Origin of the sequence: Sediminibacterium ginsengisoli (genome assembly GCF_900167075.1) — a bacterium.
Taxonomy (GTDB): Bacteria; Bacteroidota; Bacteroidia; order Chitinophagales; family Chitinophagaceae; genus Sediminibacterium; species Sediminibacterium ginsengisoli.
The window spans coordinates 527,241-547,018 of record NZ_FUWH01000003.1; the positions used below are offsets into that span (position 1 = coordinate 527,241).

The 19,778-nt window shown below is 44.6% G+C and carries 19 protein-coding genes and 1 tRNA gene; 8 read left to right on the forward strand and 12 right to left on the reverse strand.

Annotation, left to right across the window (positions count from 1 at the left end; all coding sequences use genetic code 11):
• The first annotated feature begins 3 nt into the window (after nucleotides 1–3).
• Both B5D42_RS08055 and B5D42_RS08060 read left to right on the forward strand, forming a co-directional pair.
• The gene (locus tag B5D42_RS08055; RefSeq protein ID WP_078830938.1) at nucleotides 4–1,512 is read left to right on the forward strand and encodes a SusD/RagB family nutrient-binding outer membrane lipoprotein; all 1,509 of its coding nucleotides are present in this window, start codon (nucleotides 4–6) and stop codon (nucleotides 1,510–1,512) included.
• 120 nt (nucleotides 1,513–1,632) lie between these two features.
• Nucleotides 1,633–1,705, forward strand: a tRNA-Lys gene (locus B5D42_RS08060).
• 436 nt (nucleotides 1,706–2,141) lie between these two features.
• Here B5D42_RS08060 and B5D42_RS08065 read toward each other — a convergent pair.
• The 6 genes from B5D42_RS08065 to B5D42_RS08090 form a co-directional block, all read right to left on the reverse strand.
• Entirely contained in the window at nucleotides 2,142–2,378 is a 237-nt protein-coding gene (locus B5D42_RS08065; RefSeq protein WP_078830940.1) for a hypothetical protein, read from the reverse strand.
• Nucleotides 2,379–2,419: 41 nt separating this feature from the next.
• Nucleotides 2,420–3,466: a hypothetical protein gene (locus B5D42_RS08070; RefSeq protein ID WP_078830941.1), complete on the reverse strand. Its 1,047-nt coding sequence runs from the start codon at nucleotides 3,464–3,466 to the stop codon at nucleotides 2,420–2,422.
• 2 nt (nucleotides 3,467–3,468) lie between these two features.
• Complete coding sequence (locus B5D42_RS08075; protein WP_078830942.1) at nucleotides 3,469–4,080, reverse strand: hypothetical protein; 612 nt, start codon at nucleotides 4,078–4,080, stop codon at nucleotides 3,469–3,471.
• Nucleotides 4,064–5,041, reverse strand: a complete 978-nt coding sequence (locus B5D42_RS08080) for an RHS repeat-associated core domain-containing protein (protein ID WP_078830943.1) — start codon at nucleotides 5,039–5,041, stop codon at nucleotides 4,064–4,066. The genes B5D42_RS08075 and B5D42_RS08080 overlap by 17 nt, the downstream gene beginning before the upstream one ends.
• A 23-nt stretch (nucleotides 5,042–5,064) precedes the next feature.
• Nucleotides 5,065–6,375 carry a transglutaminase family protein gene (locus B5D42_RS08085; RefSeq protein WP_176112943.1) on the reverse strand — a complete coding sequence of 437 codons (1,311 nt, stop codon included), beginning with the start codon at nucleotides 6,373–6,375 and terminating at the stop codon, nucleotides 5,065–5,067.
• Nucleotides 6,376–6,529: 154 nt separating this feature from the next.
• Nucleotides 6,530–6,742, reverse strand: a complete 213-nt coding sequence (locus B5D42_RS08090; protein ID WP_078830945.1) for a helix-turn-helix transcriptional regulator — start codon at nucleotides 6,740–6,742, stop codon at nucleotides 6,530–6,532.
• Nucleotides 6,743–6,927: 185 nt separating this feature from the next.
• Here B5D42_RS08090 and B5D42_RS08095 point away from each other — a divergent pair, with 185 nt between their 5' ends.
• Nucleotides 6,928–7,422 carry a hypothetical protein gene (locus B5D42_RS08095; protein ID WP_139367052.1) on the forward strand — a complete coding sequence of 165 codons (495 nt, stop codon included), beginning with the start codon at nucleotides 6,928–6,930 and terminating at the stop codon, nucleotides 7,420–7,422.
• Between the two features lie 2 nt (nucleotides 7,423–7,424).
• Nucleotides 7,425–7,796 (forward strand): hypothetical protein, encoded by a 372-nt coding sequence (locus B5D42_RS08100; RefSeq protein ID WP_078830947.1) that lies wholly within the window; start codon nucleotides 7,425–7,427, stop codon nucleotides 7,794–7,796.
• A 203-nt stretch (nucleotides 7,797–7,999) separates the two neighbouring features.
• On the opposite strand, the gene B5D42_RS08105 is transcribed toward B5D42_RS08100, so the two are convergent.
• The 6 genes from B5D42_RS08105 to B5D42_RS08130 all read right to left on the reverse strand — a co-directional run bounded on the left by B5D42_RS08105 (nucleotide 8,000) and on the right by B5D42_RS08130 (nucleotide 12,315).
• Nucleotides 8,000–8,773: a metallophosphoesterase family protein gene (locus tag B5D42_RS08105; protein WP_078830948.1), complete on the reverse strand. Its 774-nt coding sequence runs from the start codon at nucleotides 8,771–8,773 to the stop codon at nucleotides 8,000–8,002.
• A 7-nt stretch (nucleotides 8,774–8,780) separates the two neighbouring features.
• The gene (gene arsB, locus B5D42_RS08110; RefSeq protein ID WP_078830949.1) at nucleotides 8,781–9,851 is read right to left on the reverse strand and encodes an ACR3 family arsenite efflux transporter; all 1,071 of its coding nucleotides are present in this window, start codon (nucleotides 9,849–9,851) and stop codon (nucleotides 8,781–8,783) included.
• A gap of 18 nt (nucleotides 9,852–9,869) precedes the next feature.
• On the reverse strand, nucleotides 9,870–10,712 hold the full coding sequence (locus B5D42_RS08115; RefSeq protein ID WP_078830950.1) for an arsenite methyltransferase: 843 nt from the start codon (nucleotides 10,710–10,712) through the stop codon (nucleotides 9,870–9,872).
• A 45-nt stretch (nucleotides 10,713–10,757) separates the two neighbouring features.
• The gene (locus B5D42_RS08120) at nucleotides 10,758–11,033 is read right to left on the reverse strand and encodes an ArsR/SmtB family transcription factor (protein WP_441295784.1); all 276 of its coding nucleotides are present in this window, start codon (nucleotides 11,031–11,033) and stop codon (nucleotides 10,758–10,760) included.
• Nucleotides 11,034–11,216: 183 nt separating this feature from the next.
• Nucleotides 11,217–11,426: a hypothetical protein gene (locus tag B5D42_RS08125; RefSeq protein ID WP_078830952.1), complete on the reverse strand. Its 210-nt coding sequence runs from the start codon at nucleotides 11,424–11,426 to the stop codon at nucleotides 11,217–11,219.
• 70 nt (nucleotides 11,427–11,496) lie between these two features.
• Nucleotides 11,497–12,315: a hypothetical protein gene (locus B5D42_RS08130; protein WP_078830953.1), complete on the reverse strand. Its 819-nt coding sequence runs from the start codon at nucleotides 12,313–12,315 to the stop codon at nucleotides 11,497–11,499.
• Between the two features lie 108 nt (nucleotides 12,316–12,423).
• On the opposite strand from B5D42_RS08130, the gene B5D42_RS08135 reads away from it, so the two are divergent.
• From B5D42_RS08135 to B5D42_RS08150, 4 genes are all read left to right on the forward strand, one after another.
• Nucleotides 12,424–13,149, forward strand: a complete 726-nt coding sequence (locus tag B5D42_RS08135; protein ID WP_139367053.1) for a hypothetical protein — start codon at nucleotides 12,424–12,426, stop codon at nucleotides 13,147–13,149.
• A gap of 294 nt (nucleotides 13,150–13,443) precedes the next feature.
• On the forward strand, nucleotides 13,444–14,904 hold the full coding sequence (locus tag B5D42_RS08140; protein ID WP_078830955.1) for a hybrid sensor histidine kinase/response regulator: 1,461 nt from the start codon (nucleotides 13,444–13,446) through the stop codon (nucleotides 14,902–14,904).
• Entirely contained in the window at nucleotides 14,901–15,530 is a 630-nt protein-coding gene (locus B5D42_RS08145; protein WP_078830956.1) for a response regulator, read from the forward strand. Before B5D42_RS08140 ends, B5D42_RS08145 begins: the two co-directional genes overlap by 4 nt.
• Before the next feature lie 183 nt (nucleotides 15,531–15,713).
• Nucleotides 15,714–19,778, forward strand: a 4,065-nt coding sequence (locus tag B5D42_RS08150; protein WP_217698798.1) for a phage tail-like protein, incomplete at its 3' end; no start/stop codon positions are given.

Below are 19,778 nucleotides of genomic sequence, written 5' to 3' on the forward strand. Positions count from 1 at the left end.
ATCATGAAAAAGATATTCTCATACATATTATTACCGGCATTCTTAGCGGCGGCCGGTTGCAATAAGTTCCCGGAGAACATTAATGTAAACCCGAACCTGCCCACTAATCCAACCAATGCGCAACTGCTTACATCAGCTATCAACCAGTTGCCGGTTACACTGGAAGCGCCAACGCCGATCCTGTATGCACAGCATTGGTCGGAGAAGCCGTTCCCCGATAACTCGCGTTACCTGACGGTGAATTTTGATTTTTACGGATTGTATGCGGGTCCGCTCGAAAACCTGCAGACGATTCTGAACACGAAGACCTTTAACGTGAATGATGGTTCGCAGGCCAACCAGCTGGCAGTAGCACGGATCCTGAAAGCATTTTTCTTCTGGCATGCAACGGATCGCTGGGGCGATATCCCTTATTCGCAGGCATTGAAAGGGAAAGATAATTTCACCCCTAAATACGATGCGCAGAAAGATATCTATTACGACCTGATGAAAGAGCTGAAAGAGGCAGCAGCGCAGATCGACAACGGTAATGCGGTGAAAGGCGATATCCTTTACAACGGTAATATGGCCAACTGGAAAAGATTTGCGAATTCGATACGGATGCTGATGGCATTGCGGTTGTCGAAAATTGATCCGACCAAAGGCCAGGCAGAATTTGTGGATGCGAATGCCGGTGGAGTGTTCACAGATAACAGCCAGAGCGCCGTGTTCGTACACCTGAACGATGCTAATAACCAGAATTACTGGTATTATGTAACCAACCCGAAAGGACAGAACCGGCCATGGTACTGGGCGAGTAAAACCATCGTAGACAATATGAACCCGCTGAAGGACCCGCGCCTAAAGATCTTTGCAGATACTACTTCAACAGGAACCTATAACGGAGTTCCTTATGGCGTGGATGCAAATACGGCAGCGGCTATTCCATCTGCAAGCGTTTCATTTATTGGCGTGCATACCCGAACACAGAATGCACCTTGTTATATCACTACCTATCCGCAGGTATTGTTTGCCCTGGCGGAAGCGGCAAAGATCGGCTGGATCAATGGCGGCGATGTTGAAGCTGCGGCGAAATACAATGCCGGTATCGAAAATTCCGTACGCCAGTGGGTGCGGATCAGCTTCCAGGCATATAATGACAAAACGGATAACCAGGTAGAAAAAGTTGTGTACTCAGCAACCGATAAAGGTGATACTACCGGTTTGGGTGCATACATGGCAAGACCGGAAGTGGCATACAATGCAACGAATGCACTGAGCCAGATCGGCACACAGCGCTGGTTACACCTTTATGCCAATGGTTATGAAGCCTGGGCCGAATGGCGCAGGACAGGTTTCCCTGCGTTAACACCAGCACCGAATAACGGCGGCACACCGATTCCAAGGCGGCAGGCCTACCCGTTGAAAGAACAGAACATCAACGGAGCCAACTATGCCGCAGCCATTGCCCAGCAACCTGCTTTGGGTGGTGCGGACGATCTGAAAGGAAGGGTTTGGTGGGATAAACCATAAAAGATCAGTCCTGATCCTCATATCAGTATGGCCGGCCTCATTGCCGGCCATACCTGTTTATAAAAGCTGTTTTGGCAGCAACAGCCCGATATGTTATTTTTGTCCTCCGTTTTCGGAAAAGGTTCTGTAGCTCAGTTGGTAGAGCAGCTGACTCTTAATCAGCGGGTCCAGGGTTCGAGCCCCTGCGGGACCACTTTAAAATCAAGCCGTTACACAAACAAGTCGTGTAGCGGCTTTTTATTTGCACGCAATTTGCACGCAAATTCAGGTAGTATGATGTGCTAATTATTTAATTTAACTATTCTGAAAGCTGAACTAGTGCCGTTTTAATCCGACCTCGTATTTCATTTTGAAATTCCGCCTCAAAAGGCTCAATGAAAAAATACTCAATATTGCTTATCAGTCTTTTCCGAAATAATGTAAACGTTTTTTTTTCTAAAAAGCTTAACACGGTTCGCTAATATTCCCCGCTTGACTAACAGTAAGTAGACAAACTCGCTGATTTGAGCTTGGTCTGGAATATCTTCAATAGCAGACTGTTTTAGGAACCTGCGATATGATGCCCTGTCTTTCTTAGAAAGATGAAATGACGCGGTGCCGCCACTATCCAATTTGTAAGAAAGGCTCATTTATTCTTGTGTTAGATCAATCTTCTTAAACCGGCTGTTATATTGTTCTTGCGAAACCTCATCAGACTTCAAAATAACGATCTCTACTTTTGAATCGGGATAACGACCTTTTAGATCATTTTTTAGTATTTCCTTAGCGCGGTTGAACGCATGACTTGAATAGACACCAACTTCAGACGTGCCGATATTTTCTCCGTCGACAAGTTCCATGTAAGTATAAACATAGTAATAGGCCATACAGGTAGTTTAATTGCATCTAATATAAAAAAGCAAATCCACTATTTCATGACTTTCTGATTGTTGTACTTAGCCTTCTCTTTCTGAACGCTTTGTAGCCATTTCATATACATTTCCTCCGGCATTTCACGATACCCGAGGTCAAATAACTCTCCGTAAAGTTTCGCCATTTGCCTCGGCGTATAGGTTATTCTGGGATATTTTTCCGTTTGCTCTTTCAGGTAGAGCTTTTTCATGGTTTCGGCTTTTAGCAGGATTGCCATGACATTCTTGGGATGGTATTTTAATACCAGGTCGCAACATTCCACGATGAACCCGTCATAGTAATTTTTGGTTGTTCTTTCATAGCCTTTGGCAAGATCAAGCACGCAAAGCGCAATTGCCTGTTGGTTGCTTAAGGTATCCATGTAAATCCCGTTTTGCACGGCTTCAATAGGAACATACCCGGATGCCATTACCCATGCATCAATCGGAAAAGATCCGCTGGTAAGCTCCGTATTATACCAGCCAAAATTTTTGCTCCTGTTTTTAATATAGATGTGATTGGGCGCAAGGCTTAACCAGCAAGTGGCCCCTAATTCATCGGCCAGAATCTTGTATAGATATGGCAAGGAATGGCAGTTGCCTCTGTGTGTCGCAAGTAGTTTTGAAACAAACATATTCTTCCAGTCCTTATCTGCCGTGAAATCATTGAAGTCATATTTATAAGGCAGGCTTAGATAACCATTTCCCTTACTGGTTTTAACTTTAACGGTATCTTTCAATACCGAGTAAACAGCATAGTTTTTTTGAAAATTAATACTATCTCCGAATTTGTATTGTTTTATCGGGTTAGCGTCACTCCAGCGGCGTGCGAGTTCAGCGAGAAAGCTGACTTCGGCGTTGATCCTTCCTCTAATTGAAGTATCACCACTATACGCCGTTTCTGTAAAAATCACTGCATTTTTAAAGGAGCCATTATTTTCAATTAGAACATGCAGGCTATCTAAAGCTGATTTATATCTGGTCGCTATTTCTTGACTGTACGACGCCTTAGATGTCCAACAGCCAATTACAAGCAAGATGGCATAAGCGTATTTGGGCAACATACTTATTGAAGTGCTAACATTTTTTTGAGTTGGTTACTTTCGGCTTTGGTCAAAGGCTCACTAATTACAATATCCTTGATATTATAAATAAAGCTGTGCGGGTAGCATGCTTTGTCGATAGTAAATCCATGATTCAAGCTATTGATTTCGTCAGTGCTTGACGTTGGAATCTCCCAATAGCTGGCAACAACTTTAACGGCATCAATGGTAATGGGAGACCCATTGCTGAAAGTACGTTTGCCAAGGTATTTGGTGTTTTTAGAAAGCTTATCGATCTTCATGGAAAGTTCTTCCATGAATTTTTGTTGTGTTGCCTTATCGACAAAACCGTACTTCTTTACATTATTGCTAAGAGTGAAATTCGGCTCTTCAATTAATGTCGTTTGATTAAAGAACGCGCATAAAAATGAATCACGGCTTGAAGATTGCTTTATCGCGTCAAATTTGGAATAGATAAATTCGGACACAATAGGTCTTCCGTTATCTAACTTCGAACGAAGCACTAAAAGATAAGCCGTATCGCTTGGCTTGGTAACCTGCGCCTTTGTACCGCATCCCACCAATAACAAAAACGGTAAAAGCAATATTGGATTGAATTTATTGTTTTTCATCATCTTTTTTCTTTTCTACTGCTGGAAGTTTAGTGTTATTGATAAGTGTGTTTATATCAGCCTGATTGGGATAGTCTGCTCTTGAATACGAACCTATGCCTTTCGCTGCCCCATCTTGATTAAAGAAAAGTGTATGGAATATCTCATGAATTCTGTTTCTCTTAGTATCTGTGTTTGAGTTCATCATAATTTCTTTAGATGCCCTTGTTGCACCCCCTACCTGAGAAGTCGTTCCGTCGTCTTCATTTTCCTTTTCCTTAAAGTAAGCTATACGATTACCATCGACTACCGTAAAGCTATTTCCAATAGGATGGCCGTCCATTGCTTCACCAGCACTTGCTTCCTTTGAATTATCAAGCGTTCCTCCGTCTTTGAAAGTCAAATTAAACTTTACAGTGTACCCTGCGTAATCACCTTCAGATACTTTATAGCCGTTCCCGCCATTTAACTCGCTGTTAATTGATTTGTTTAATCGCTCTACATCCTTTGCATTGTAACCTACCATTGGATCGCCTTTAAAACCTTTCGCGGTTGCAACATAATAGACGGCGGTTATCGTAATGGTTTTGTTTTGGGCATCGATAACCTTAACGGCATCCCTTCCGTCATTATCAGCATAACTTATCGGATTATTCAGAACGAATGTATAAGGCGAATAGGAAATATTTTTCCCTTTTTCCGCAAGTGGGTCAACCTGATACCACCGGCTTGCTGACGAATTGTTAGAATACTTCTTGAATATCTTTTCATCCGGTAATAACTCCACAATCTGTTTCGTCTTGATATTAAATAACACGGAACCGATACGCTGGATTGTATCATAATCGAAGTCTTCGACAAAACGATCTCCATAAGCGGTTAGAACTTTGCTTTTCTTCCCAATGGATTTGAATGGATCGTATTTCTGTGCAAAGCCAATTGCGACCTGAAAGAGAATAAGAATGAAAAGTGCCGATTTTTTCATAGTATCTAAGATAATTATTCGATTTATTCATTAAGCATTTTATTCATGCTTGCTCTTAGGTTCGGTGCAGCACGCCCTGATTGTTTGCCTTTCTCCAGCTCAATAGATTGCAACCACTTTTTATACGCCTCCTCCGGCATATCCTGATATCCGACAGCTTCCAGCCTCTCATAAGCAAGCTGCATTTGTTGTACTGCCTGAAATGCTGCGGGATGTTTCTGCAATTCTGATTCTTTGGGTTTACCTGCGGCATAAACCTTTTCTTTAGCTGTCAAGGTTTTGCTATTGGCATCAATGATCAGTGCAGATAGGTTGTCAGGGTTGACCTCCTGAATTTTCCTGCGCACTTCCTCTGCAAAGCCGTCATAACGGAATTTAGACAGATACCCAAGCATGAGATCAACCAGCATTTGAGAATAAAGCTGGCGGGTGGAAAGCGGCGACAGGAATGTTTTCTTTTTCAGTGCTACCGAAGTTATAAAACCGGACTGCATCAGCCAGCTACTGGAGACAATATGACCGCTTGTCGCTTCAAAATTTACACGGCGATTAGCCCTGTCGTTAAACTGAATAAACGAGTGCTGCGGTGCCAGGGCAAGACTTGCCTTAGCATCCAGTTGTTCGGCCAAAATCAGATATACCAGCGGCAATGAATGGCACTGGCCTTTTCCAGTCGCCAGTGCTTTTGAAACAAACATCTTCGTATAGTCATGCTCGCCGCGAAAGTCTTCAAAGTCATAGCTGAAATGCCTGATTGCAGGTGTTTTCACGCTTACTGTCTTTGTCATTGACGAGTTGGCAAACAGCTTTTGAATGGCATAGTTAAGCGCGATATTATCCTTACGGTTTAATCCTTCTGATTTCAGGATTGCTGCCACCTGCTTGCAATGATTTTGTACTTCTTGCATATAAGTATCTTGCCTTAGCTGGCCGTTGAAGTATGCATTCTCGATTAGATAGACGGCCTTTGTGAGTGAAAAGCTATCCGGGTTCATTTTTAGCAAAGCATTGAATGCGGCATAGTATGATGTGGCCTGTCTGTTCCCACCATTGTTTGTTAATTCCTCTATTGCGTTTGAAATGTCCGACCGGGGTGCATTGTTAGACTTCTCGATCATCTGATTAGCCTCCTTAATGAGCATTTCATTTTGCCTTTGAACGCTCGCCCCTTCAGCCTCATTCAGCATACGGGGTGCGGTAAGACCGATATTGGGTTGGGTAAATGCTGCAGGCTGTGGTGTTGCAGTAGAGATAAACTGCTGAAATCCTAATAACGGCTTATCAAATTGACTATAGCCGTATTTCTGCTGCGCTATACAGTAGCCCGCATTCAAAATAAAGCATAGTATTAGACCCCACCGTTGAAGCATCAATTAGTTGTTTTGGCAAATTCATCGCTCGGGGGGATGACGATACATGAATTTATAATCAAATATAAGAATGGCATGTGAATGTAATCGCATGCGAATATTCTTAAAGCATAAAATGCTACTCTACGGGTTCCAGTAAATCCATCAGGCCGACCTTCAAAAATTCGGCTATGGCATATAGATCGGGGATAGATGGCTGGCTGTAATTCGTACACCATTTTGAGACCGTTTGTTCGCTGACATGCAAATGCTCTGCAAGCTCTTTATTTTTGATTTGCTTTAACGCCAGCGCAGATTTAATGCGGTTATATATACGTCTCTCACTTCCCATTCCGGTAAAAGTAGAAAAGACAATTGAGTGAGTTTCAGCGTGTTACTATCCAAAAACATTCAATTATTAAATTTAAAAGATAAAAATACCCTATAAAGTTAATTATTTACTTTAAATTTGAACGTTAAAAAATTTCTTCACGGTTGAAGGAATTTCCCTCCGCTTTCAAAATTTAAACCATGTATATGAACCTTAAAGCAATGATGACAGGCATTTTTGCGAGAGGAGGCCTCAATGGAGACGGAACCCGTACTTACGCAGGTTTTTTTGATGACGGAAATCTGATCGTTAATAAAGGTGCAATAGGAATCGGAACATCATCACCGTTTGCAACACTGCAGGCTACAGGGGCAAGTAACCTGGTTCCATTCAAGGGTAATTCAACTAATTATTATGGGGGCGGTAAAAATAATTCCGGAGAGTATGGAGATGCGTATGGAAATGGTGCGTCCTATGATCCGGGTAATTCAAATACATACGGAGGAAAAACAGGTGCTTATTTTATCGGTGGGAATGGAGGTGCATATGCGGGGGGGGCTGCAGGTATTATAGCGATCGGAGGAAATGCAGGCGTATCCGGAACCGATGCCTGGGGCGGATCCGGCATTTATGCAAAGGGGGATTCAATGGCAATGGGACTACGAGATCCTTTTCAGGGTATTTCGATGCAGGAGACCTGATTGTGAACGCAGGGAAAATCGGGATCGGTACCAATTCCCCGGCAGAAAGATTATCGGTTGAAGGGAATATCAATGCAAATGGAAATATTAAAACAAAAAAACTGATCGTTACCCAATCGGGTTGGAGCGATTATGTGTTCGACAAAGATTATGCACTCAGAAGTATTGACTCGCTTGAAAAATTTATTCTCGAGAACAAGCACCTGCCGGAAATTCCTTCTGCAAAAGAAGTAGCAGAGAATGGTGTGAATGTGGGTGAAAACCAGGCATTGTTGTTGAAAAAAATCGAAGAACTGACCCTGTATATCATAGAAATAAAAAAAGAACTGAATACGATCAGACAGGGAGCAGGAAAGCAACGGAAACGTAAATAAATGCTAAGTGTAACTTTTGGAAAGTTTCAGAACTTTCCAAAAGTTATTGTTTCATAAACGATCCAGCCTAATTCGCTTTGTGCAAGCTCGGAAATCCCGATTATACCTTCATTCTCGCCGGATAAACGGCGCCATGTATGCTCTTTCGAGTATCTCAAATCGTTTTGAAATGCTATGATCGGATATTGATGTTGTTAAAATAATTAAAATCCACGGCGCAGCATATCGGCATATTCATTTGGCAGGGGACTGTCTTCAACGGCTTTCGCTGCGGCTTCGATATCATAAGGAAAACGGATAAACTCTGCCTGAATGCTGCCCGCGTTAAGCGTGGAACTATCCTCGTTGAAAGTCAGTAGCACATAGCAGCCTCTCGGGTCGCCGTCTTTAGGCTTGCCTACAGAACCGATATTGATGGCATGGCGAAAATGCTTTTGGCCGTCCGCTTCCTCTTCCAAAATGCGGTGATATGGCTTGTGTGTATGACCAAAACACATGATATCGGCGTTTGCGTCCCGCATGATGCGTAACATGCTTTTTTCTTCGCGGTCTTCAAACAGATATTCATTGATCTTGCGCGGGCTGCCGTGAACCAGCAGCAGGTTCAGTTTGTCATTGTTAAGCTGGAATTCAACGCGGATATGCGCAGGCAGTGTTCTTAAATACCGGCGTTCTTCCTGCTTCACAATGGAATTTGTATAGGAGATGGATATCTTGCCCATATCCTTTTCCGGCTCGCTTTTGTAAGCGCATCCGCAATCATCGCTCATAAGGCCGATGCCTTGATCATAATTGCCTGCAATGGTCGGAATACCCCTTTTACGAACAGCATTAACAACTTCATTCGGCCAGATATTATAACCCACGAGATCGCCGAGGCAATAAGTGGCATCAACATTGCGCGTGTCCAGGTCTTTGAAAAAAGCTTCCAGTGCCGGAAGGTTTGCGTGAATGTCTGAGAATAATGCGATTTTCATGTTTCACCTAATTAAGTGTGTTGTAATATTTTTTTCTGAACCAAAAAGCAAGATTGACGAGAGCGATCAATGCAGGAACTTCCACCAACGGGCCAATGACCCCGGCAAATGCCTGTCCGCTATTGATGCCGAATACGCCGATGGCAACGGCGATCGCCAGCTCGAAGTTGTTCCCTGTGGCCGTAAAGGCAATCGCTGCATTGCGGGAATAATCAGCACCAAGAGACTTGCCTATAAAGAAGCTGACAATAAACATCAGGGTAAAATAGATCACAAGCGGAATGGCAATCCGAACCACGTCCATCGGTATCTGTACGATCAGCTGTCCTTTAAGACTGAACATGACAATGATGGTAAAGAGCAGCGCAATCAGCGTTATCGGTGATACGAACGGCACATATTTATTTTCAAGCCAATCATTGCCCTTCAGCCTGATCAGCACATAGCGGCTTATTACGCCTGCAGCGAAAGGAATGCCGAGATAAATGCCAACACTTTTTGCGATTTCGCCAATGGTAATATTGATTCCAACGCCTTTCAGCCCCATGAGCGGAAGTAATACAGTAATGAACACATAGGCGTAAACGCTGTAAAACAAGACCTGAAATATGCTGTTCAGAGCAATGAGGCCTGCGGCATACTCGCGGTTACCTTCGGCCAGTTCGTTCCATACAACCACCATTGCGATGCAACGGGCAAGGCCGATCAGGATCAGGCCCACCATATATTCCGGATAATTGTGCAGGAATACCACCGCCAGTACGAACATGAGGATCGGACCAATGATCCAGTTAAGAAACAGAGAGGCCGAAAGCACTTTTACATTCTTGAAGACCTCGCCCATTTTCTCATACCTCACTTTGGCTAAAGGCGGGTACATCATCAGGATCAGGCCGATCGCAAGCGGTAAATTGGTGGTGCCGCTTGAAAATGAATTGATGAAATCCGAAGAAGATGGAATAAAATACCCGATACCCACCCCCACGGCCATTGCGACGAATATCCACAGGGTCAGGAAACGGTCAAGAAACGATAGTTTCTTGCGTTGTATAACAGGAGCACAGTTTGTAACGCTCATAAATTGTCCTTGTTTTGGTCAGTTGCAGCAACCCGGTTCGCAGCAGCTTTCTTTCTCACCCTTCTCTGCGTAAACGGTAATGCTGAATATTCCTGTATCGCCATTTTTAAAAGCGGCCAGTTTTTCGTTATCGAGGTATTTGCTTAAAATATCATCGGGAATGATGATGGCTTTTTCTTTCTGTATGTTGATATTGGTGAAGCTGTTGCTTTTGATCAGTTCGAGGTAAACCTCTTTCTGAATGGCACCCGATACGCAGCCCGCATACATTTCAGCGTCCTTGCGCAGTTCATCCGGCAGGTTGCCGACCAGCACGATATCAGAGATGCTGAAATGCCCGCTGGCTTTAAGCACACGGTACATTTCCTTGAATACCCCGTCTTTATTCGGCACAAGGTTAAGAACGCAGTTGCTTACGATCACGTCGGCGATATTCCCGGCAACAGGCATGTTTTCAATATCGCCCTGACGGAATTCGACATTATTATAGCCAAGCTTTTCAGCATTTTCGCGAGCAAGGTTTATCATGGCAGGGGTGAAGTCAATGCCGATGACCTTGCCTGTATCGCCGGCCTCTGCACGGGCCACAAAGCAGTCATTCCCGGCACCGCTGCCGAGATCTATGACAGTATCGCCCTTTTTGATCTGTGCAAACTGGGTCGGCAGACCGCAACCCAAGCCTAAATCGGCATCTGCGTTATAACCTTTCATGTTGGTGTAATCATCGGTCATGATATTATATACTTCGGTCGTGCAGCCGCCCGCGCCGCAGCAGGATGACTGGTTGGTGCCTTTATCCTGTAAGGCGATTTCACTGTATTTCTGTTGTACAAGCTCTTTGAGTTGCTGATCAGTTTTCATGGCATTTGTTTTATTGTAATATTGCGATAATAAAGATAAAAATTTTTAACAGCAGGTTTTGCGTCCTGCATATGAACCGAAGAAGGCGGTCAGTTCTGCGTTGAACTGTGCCCATACCTTATCATCAATGCAGTAACATACACTCGTTCCTTCAATTGTTCCCTGGATAATACCTACGTTTTTCAATTCTTTCAGGTGTTGGGAGATTGTTGCCTGTGCCAGCCCTAATTCATTTACCAGATCTCCGCAAATACAGGCTTCTGCCTTGATAATATGCTGCAGTATGGCAATACGGGCGGGATGCCCAAGGGCTTTAAGCATTTTTGCCAGCTTGTTTTGACGGATTGAAAATATTTCAGATTTGGTAGTACCCATATTTATCGCAATATTACGATAAATAAATATTCCTGAAAATTTTTTTTATAACTTTTGGAAAGTTCTGAAACTTTCCAAAAGTTTAATGTGGAATATTTAGTTCAACCGCGGTTGAATTTCAGCCACACTTTAATCCTCCTTTTTACCTGCATCTTTCAGATCTTCCATTCTCAGCGCCTCATTATTCCAGCCGCGCTCGTTATCATAATCTGAACCACGTGTTTTTTCTGTACCCTGCTGCTGTTTGCCGAGGCTGGTTTGCCCCTGCCCGAAATTGGAACCGCCCTGTGTGGTTGAATGTGCAGGAATATCTTTTTTGGCGTCTTTTTCTTTTTTCATGGCTTTTTCTTCTCCCTGCGCAATTTGCGTACCAGCGCAACTTTTGGAAAGTTCAGGAACTTTCCAAAAGTTAATACCTCAGCTCTATCTCATAGCCTTTAGTAATATATTTTACTTTATCCAGCCTTTTCCCTGAAACTTGATATTGTATCGTATTGGTGCTGGCAGAATGAAAAACGCCGTTAATATACTGGGTACGGGTGATCTTTTCCGGCAGTCTGCTAAGCGAACGCAACAAGGGAAGATTGTATATTTCATAATCCGGAACAACGAGATGAAGCCGGTCTGCGAACAACCAGGGTTGTACAACAAAGCCGGTGTTTCCCCACTCCAGTTCTACAATGCCTACATGCTTCCCATCCGGGCTTGCTGATGTGATCTTAAAGGGCAAGCCCTGGTTATTGTACTCGTACGTTGCAGTATTGATCAGCTTTTTGGAGAATTCGTCGAACGAGTAATAAGACATCGTTTTCAGCTTTTTATCCAGAGAATAGCTGAACTCAAGTTTTACTCCATAATAATCCAGAACGATGGAGGTTTCCGTAATGCTTTCTATAAGTCCATCCTGCCTGTACCCGATTGAATCCTGTATCGCGCCTGACTTATAGACCAGGGATAAATACCCGTTCCTGAAAATAAATTCGCGTTCAGCTCCGGCACCCGACGTAGAACGGCCATCTGTTTTATGCAGACTGCTGTCGGGATTGTACTGATAAAATTCATAAGAAGTATTACCCCAATATGCCGACCGGAGCAGGTCGCCTTCGTGTTTTGTATCATAACCGGCGCCGGGTATTACGGGCGGAGGCGTTGTTTCAGTTTTCTGGCAGGCACAAAAAGCACCGATAAAAAAAGCCGCTAACGTTAAAATTTTCCTGGAAGAAAGCATGCCCAAACCTATTCTGATAATCGTTCCTTCCCAATCGCATATTAATGTGATTGGGATAGGCGGTAAAAGTTTTTGGTATACGATATTTATTTTCAAACAAAAAACAAAATGAAACGACTGGCCCCGTTATTCTTCCTGCTTGCACCATTGATGATCCATGCTCAGAGCGGAATTCTGAAAAAGATGCACGACACCTATGCGGGCAAATGGCATAAAACGTTTTCATTTCAACAGGAGACAAAATTTTACAGGAACGACAGCCTTGTGCGTACCGAAACCTGGAACGAGTTCCTGCGTTTTCCGTATGAACTGCGGATCGACATGGGCGACCGGGAGAAAGGTGCGGGCGTGATCTATAAAAAAGATTCTACCTATCGCTTCCAGGGTGGAAAGATCAGGTCTGTGGGCACAGATCATAATCCTTTTCTTTTCCTGATCGGAGGTATGTATATGATGCCATACGATTCAATTCCCGCTTACCTGAAAAGACAGGGTTATGATATGGAAAAAAGCCACCAGGCCGTCTGGAAAGGCAGACCGGTAACCGTAGTAGGTGCACTTGCCGGAGATACGCTCTCCAACCAGCTCTGGATAGACAACCAGGATCTTTACCTTGTGCGGATGATCGAAAAACTTCCTCAATCGCAGCTCGATGTACATATGACGGAACAGGTGAAAATAGGAAAAGGCTGGACAGAAACTTTTGTGCTGATCTATACCAACGGAAAACTGCGCCAGACGGAAAAATACCACCGGCTGTCAGCTGATGTGGCATTGCCGGATGCCGTATTCGATCCTGCTATGTATATCGAATCATATAAATACCCGTTATAATCATCACTAACCCCCGTACTTTTACGGTAAGCTTTCCCATGTAAACACACGTAGTTTTACGGGACTATTCCTGGCTTGAAAAAATAAATTGCTGATTTACAGGCCGCTATCTTTTGCGGTCGGAAACGACCATTGCGGAAACCACGTATGTGTTTCTTTTCTCCCATTTTTTTAATATATTTATTAAGCTGTAAAGCAATTAAACTAAACCTGCGGCAAACGCTTATCCGGCTTCTCCCCCCAGCCGGAAAGCAACAGACCGAACCTTGTTTTAATTAAAATAACGGTAAACGAATGGCGGGTTTACATACAACAAACTCCAGGCTGCTTGTTTTGCTTGTGGAAGATGATCCTTTTGATGCGGAATTGGTGAAAAGGAGCCTTTCCCAGGGTGGCATGGATGCAGAGCTGGTAGTTATATCAAACGAAGAAGATTATGTAAGGGAATTGCAGTCACGCCTTTTCGATGTGATACTGTCGGATCATTCCCTTCCGAGGTTCAGTTCTGTAAAAGCCTTGTCTTTGCTGAACAGGATCAGGCCGGATATTCCCTTTATCCTGGTAACCGGGGCTATGTCGGACGAGTTCGCGGTAAGCATCCTTAAAGAAGGAGCCACGGATTACCTGCTGAAATCGAATCTTTCAAGGCTACCGGTGGCAATCAATGCTGCGATCCAGCAGAAAGAAGCGATCCGGAAAAAGAACGATGCGGAGAAAGAGCTGCGGTTGTCTGAACAGAAATATAAAGTGTTGTTCGAGAACAACCCGATGCCGATGTGGATGCTTTCCAGGAAAACACTGAATGTGATCGATGTGAATGAAGCAGCGATTAACCACTATGGTTACCCAAGAGAAGTTTTCATGCAGCTGAACGCGGTAGACCTGCGCCCTGCAGAAGATGTGGAGCAGTACCTGGCACATGTGAAAAAAGAAATGGCCGCCGGCACCCGTTCTTCCGGTGTCTGGCGGCATATGAAAGCTAACGGGGATGTGATCTTTGTTGACATTTTTGCGAGCGACTTCATATATGCAGATGAACCGGTAAGGCTTGTGCTGGCGAATGATGTAACCGATAAAATGCACGGGCGCAAGATGCTGGAAGAATCTTATGCGGAAATCCGGCGGTTGGCTGATCACCTGCAGAATGTGCGGGAAGAAGAGCGGGTATCGATGGCCCGGGAAATCCACGATGTGCTGGGACAAATGCTCACAGCATTACGGTTCGATATCTCCATGGTCCGCACAAATGTGAAGGAAGATCAGCACCGGGAAAAGTTATCGGATGCAGTGACAATGATAGACGATATCATTAAAACAGTCCGCAAAATAGCGACCCAGCTCCGGCCGCTGCTGCTGGATGACATGGGTCTCGGCGCTGCAATTGAATGGCAGAATACCGAATTCAGCCAGCGTACCGGTATCGAGTGCAGGTTCTACGAAGAGTGCAGTGATGCATTAACGGATCTGAACCGCGACGTGGCAATTGGTCTGTTCAGGATCTTCCAGGAAGTGCTGACCAATATTTCAAGGCATGCAAAAGCAACTTATGTACATACAGTGCTGAGCTGCAATGAGCATTATATTATGCTCAACATCAGGGATAATGGCCGCGGCTTCGATCCGCAGGAAGTGAAGAAGAAAAAAACATTAGGCATATTGGGAATGAAGGAAAGGGTATTGAGTATGAATGGTCACATGCAGTTGGACAGCATGCCCGGTGAAGGAACAACAGTTGCAATAAAAGTAAAAAGGTGAAAATAATTATTGCAGATGATCATTTGGTGGTAAGGCGGGGTCTTACCATGATCTTGAAGGAAACTTATCCGCACGCGCAGATCACAGAGGTTTCCGACGGAGCTGAACTGATATCCAGGGCAGGTAAAGAGACCTGGGATATCATTATATCAGATCTTTCCATGCCGGGAAGATCCGGGGTGGAAGTGGTGAAAGACCTACGGGCACTTTTCCAAAAAGTCCCCATACTCGTACTGAGCACTTATCCTGCGGAGCAATATGCGGTACGCACCATCAGGGCCGGGGCGTCAGGCTATCTCACCAAGGAAAGCGCGCCGGAAGAACTGGTAAAAGCCATTGAGTTTTTACGGTCAGGCAAAAAATACATCAATGCGGAAGTAGCGGATCTGCTGGCAGAATCCATTGCAGTGGATATGGAAAAGCCATTACACGAATACCTGTCGGAAAGGGAATATGAAGTGTTCAAATACATTTCTTCCGGCAAAGCGGTTTCGGAGATTTCCAACATCCTTTCGCTCAGCCATAACACCATCAGTACTTACCGCGCAAGGATACTTCAGAAACTGATGCTGAACAACAACGCAGACCTGGTAAAATACGCGATCGAACATCATCTTTTTCAGTAGAATCTGAGGATGTAGTCCGATGACTACAATGTATGGTCTGTGGTCTACGAGTCTATCATATTTTGTAAGACCGGAAAGGGGTATCGCCCTTGCGTTCTTTGCATTATGATTTTGGCAGATATGACCCGGATAAGAACGTCTGTTCAATGGCGAGCTCTTTTCCGCAGCTTTATTATTGCATTTATGTGCATAGCCAAAGGGATGGCTCAGGCACCTTCAAAATTTCATTACCAGGCAGTTGTTCGTTCTGCCGATGGCTCGTTGCTGGTTAACCGGCAGATCACCATCCGCTTCAGCATTCTGGATGGGAATAGTTCCAATATCAGTCAATACACAGAATTACACGGCGTAAAAACCAATGCATCGGGCCTCATCAATGTAACCGTTGGCGATGGTAAAGTTGCAGGTGGTAGTTTCAATGCAATTACCTGGAGTACGGGTAACAAGTTTTTAAAAGTAGAAATGGATATTGCGGGGGGGATGAATTTTTCCACCATTTCCACGGTTGAACTGGTAAGTGTGCCGTATGCGAATTATGCGTTGACAGCACAGGAGAGTCGGGATAACAAATGGGCGCAGAATAAGAATAATATCTATAATATCAATCCGGGCAATGTAGGTATAGGAACCGGCGATCCGGACAGTACAGCCATCCTTGATATCCGGTCGGAAACAAAAGGTGTTCTGATACCAAGAATGACACAGGCGCAGGTAAACAGGATCGCGCGGCCTAAAGAAGGATTGCTGGTGTACCAGACAGATGGTGAGCAGGGATTCTATTTTTTCAGCAGCGGATCATGGAAGCGGATTCTTACACAGGCAGATATGCCGGTTATCAGAGGTTATATGGCATTGGATGTGGAAGCAGCAGCCACGAAAATACTGGCGGGTGTGGTAAAGATTGCAGACACAGCATCGATGCTTCAGAATTATGTGCGTGAGGGAGTGCTGAACGGCAAACTGAATATCGGTGATACTGCGGCCATGCTGGCAGGATATGCAAAGACAGGGCAAACATTGAAATATGCAGATACGGCAGCCATGCTGAGTGGTTATCTCCGCGCAGCAGCATTGAATGGCAGGCTGAATATCAGCGATACAGCGAACATGCTGATCAATTATCTGAAAGCCCAGCGAATGCTGGATTCGCTATCTGGAGTGCAGGCGCGTTTAAATGGCAAACTTAACATCAGCGATACGGCAGGTTTATTCGCGACTTATATCCGTTCACAGGCATTCTCCGACTCACTGGCGAATGTTCAGTCACGTCTGAATACAAAGCTGAATTGGAGCGATACTTCATCAATGCTTGCAAATTATTTAAAGAGCCAGCAGTTGCTGGATTCTTTGACGAATGTTCAATCCCGCTTAAATACAAAACTTAATTGGGCTGATACCTCAGCGATGCTCGCTAATTATTTAAAGAGTCAGCAATTGCTGGATTCTTTAGCTGCAGTTCAGAGCAGGCTGAATGTGAAGCTGAACTCAACTGATACGGCCTCAATGTTGGCAAACTATCTGAAGAGCCAGCAGTTACTGGATTCTTTGGCGAATGTTCAATCCCGTCTGAATACAAAGTTGAATTGGGCTGATACCTCATCAATGCTTGCAAATTATTTAAAGAGCCAGCAGTTGCTGGATTCTTTAGCAGCAGTTCAGAGCAGGTTGAATGTGAAGCTGAACTCAGCAGATACAATGAACCTGAGCAACCGCATTGATCTGAAAGTGAACATCAGCGACACAGCTTCGATGCTGGCTAACTACCTGAAAAGTCAGCGCATGTTGGACTCTCTGGCCGCTGTTCAAAACAGGTTAAACACCAAACTTAATACGAGTGATACAGCTTGGATGCTGGCAAACTACCTGAAGAGCCAACAATTACTGGACTCTTTAGCAAACGTTCAGTCTCGCCTCAACACAAAACTAGCGATTGGTGATACCGCAAACATGCTGAGCACTTATGTTCAGTCCCAAAGATTACTCGATTCCTTAACGAATGTACAGACCCGCATCAACACCAGGTTAAGCGCAGCAGATACGATAAACCTGAGCAACCGTATTGATCTGAAGGTGAACATCAGCGACACAGCTTCGATGCTTGCGAACTACCTGAAGAGTCAGCGCATGCTGGACTCTCTGGCCGCTGTTCAAAACAGGTTAAACACCAAACTTAATACGAGCGACACTGCCGGCATGTTGGCGAACTACCTGAAGAGCCAGGCGCTGTTAGACTCGCTTGCAAACGTTCAGTCTCGTTTAAATACAAAACTGGCGATCGGTGATACCGCCAACATGCTGAGTACTTATGTTCAGTCCCAAAGACTGCTGGACTCATTGACGAATGTTCAGACCAGGATCAACACCAAGTTAAGCGCAGCTGATACGATGAATCTGAGCAACCGTATTGATCTGAAGGTTAATATCAGTGACACAGCAACGATGCTGGCTAATTACCTGAAGAGCCAGGCGCTGTTAGATTCATTAGCGAATGTTCAATCAAGGTTGAATACGAAGCTTGCGATCGGCGATACCGCAAATATGCTGAGCACGTATGTTCAGTCACAAAGATTGCTGGACTCATTGACCAATGTTCAGACCCGTATCAATACCAAGTTGAGTGCAGCTGATACAATGAGCTTGAGCAACCGCATTGACCTGAAGGTTAATATCAGTGACACAGCAACGATGCTGGCTAACTACCTGAAAAGTCAGCGCATGCTGGACTCTCTGGCCGCTGTTCAGACAAGGTTAAACACCAAGCTGAATACGAGTGACACTGCCGGTATGTTATCTAACTACCTGAAAAGCCAGGCACTGTTAGACTCGCTTGCAAACGTCCAGTCTCGCCTCAACACAAAACTCGCAATCGGCGATACCGCCAATATGCTGAGCACTTATGTTCAGTCGCAAAGACTGCTCGATTCATTAACGAATGTTCAGACCAGGATCAACACCAAGTTGAGCGCAGCTGATACGATGAACCTGAGCAACCGTATCGATCTGAAAGTTAATATAAGCGACACAGCTTCAATGCTTGCTAATTATCTGAAGAGTCAGCGCATGCTGGACTCTCTGGCCGCTGTTCAAAACAGGTTGAGCACCAAGCTGAACACCAGCGACACAGCTGGCATGTTGGCAAACTACCTAAAGAGCCAACAATTACTGGATTCTTTAGCAAACGTTCAATATCGTTTAAATACAAAATTGGCCATTGGTGATACCGCCAACATGCTGAGCACCTATGTTCAGTCACAAAGGCTGCTGGACTCATTAACGAACGTTCAGACCCGCATCAACACCAAATTGAGTGCAGCTGATACTATGAACCTGAGCAACCGGATTGACCTGAAGGTGAACATCAGCGACACAGCTTCGATGCTTGCTAATTATCTGAAGAGTCAGCGCATGCTGGACTCTCTGGCCGCTGTTCAGACCCGTATCAACACCAGGTTAAGTGCAGCTGATACGATGAACCTGAGCAATCGGATCGATCTGAAAGTTAATATCAGCGATACTGCTTCGATGCTGGCCAACTACCTGAAGAGTCAGCGCATGCTGGATTCTTTAGCCGCCGTTCAAACCAGGTTGAACACCAAGCTGAATACGAGCGACACTGCCGGCATGTTGGCAAACTACCTGAAAAGCCAGGCACTGTTAGACTCGCTCACCAATGTACAGTCTCGCTTGAATACAAAACTCGCAATCGGCGATACAGCCAACATGCTGAGCACCTATGTTCAGTCACAAAGATTGCTCGATTCATTGACCAATGTTCAGACCCGCATCAACACCAAGTTAAGTGCAGCTGATACGATGAACCTGAGCAACCGCATTGATCTGAAGGTGAACATCAGTGATACTGCTTCAATGCTTGCTAATTATCTGAAGAGTCAGCGCATGCTGGATTCATTGGCCGCTGTCCAGACAAGGTTGAACACCAAGCTGAATACGAGTGACACTGCCGGCATGTTAGCCAACTACCTGAAGAGCCAACAATTACTGGACTCTTTAGCAAACGTTCAATCTCGCCTCAATACCAAACTTAATACGAGCGATACTGCCGGCATGTTGGCGAACTACCTGAAGAGCCAACAATTACTGGATTCTTTAGCAAACGTTCAGACTCGCCTCAATACAAAACTGACAATCGGTGATACAGCCAACATGCTGAGCACCTATGTTCAGTCACAAAGATTGCTGGACTCATTGACCAATGTTCAGACCCGCATCAATACCAAGTTGAGCGCA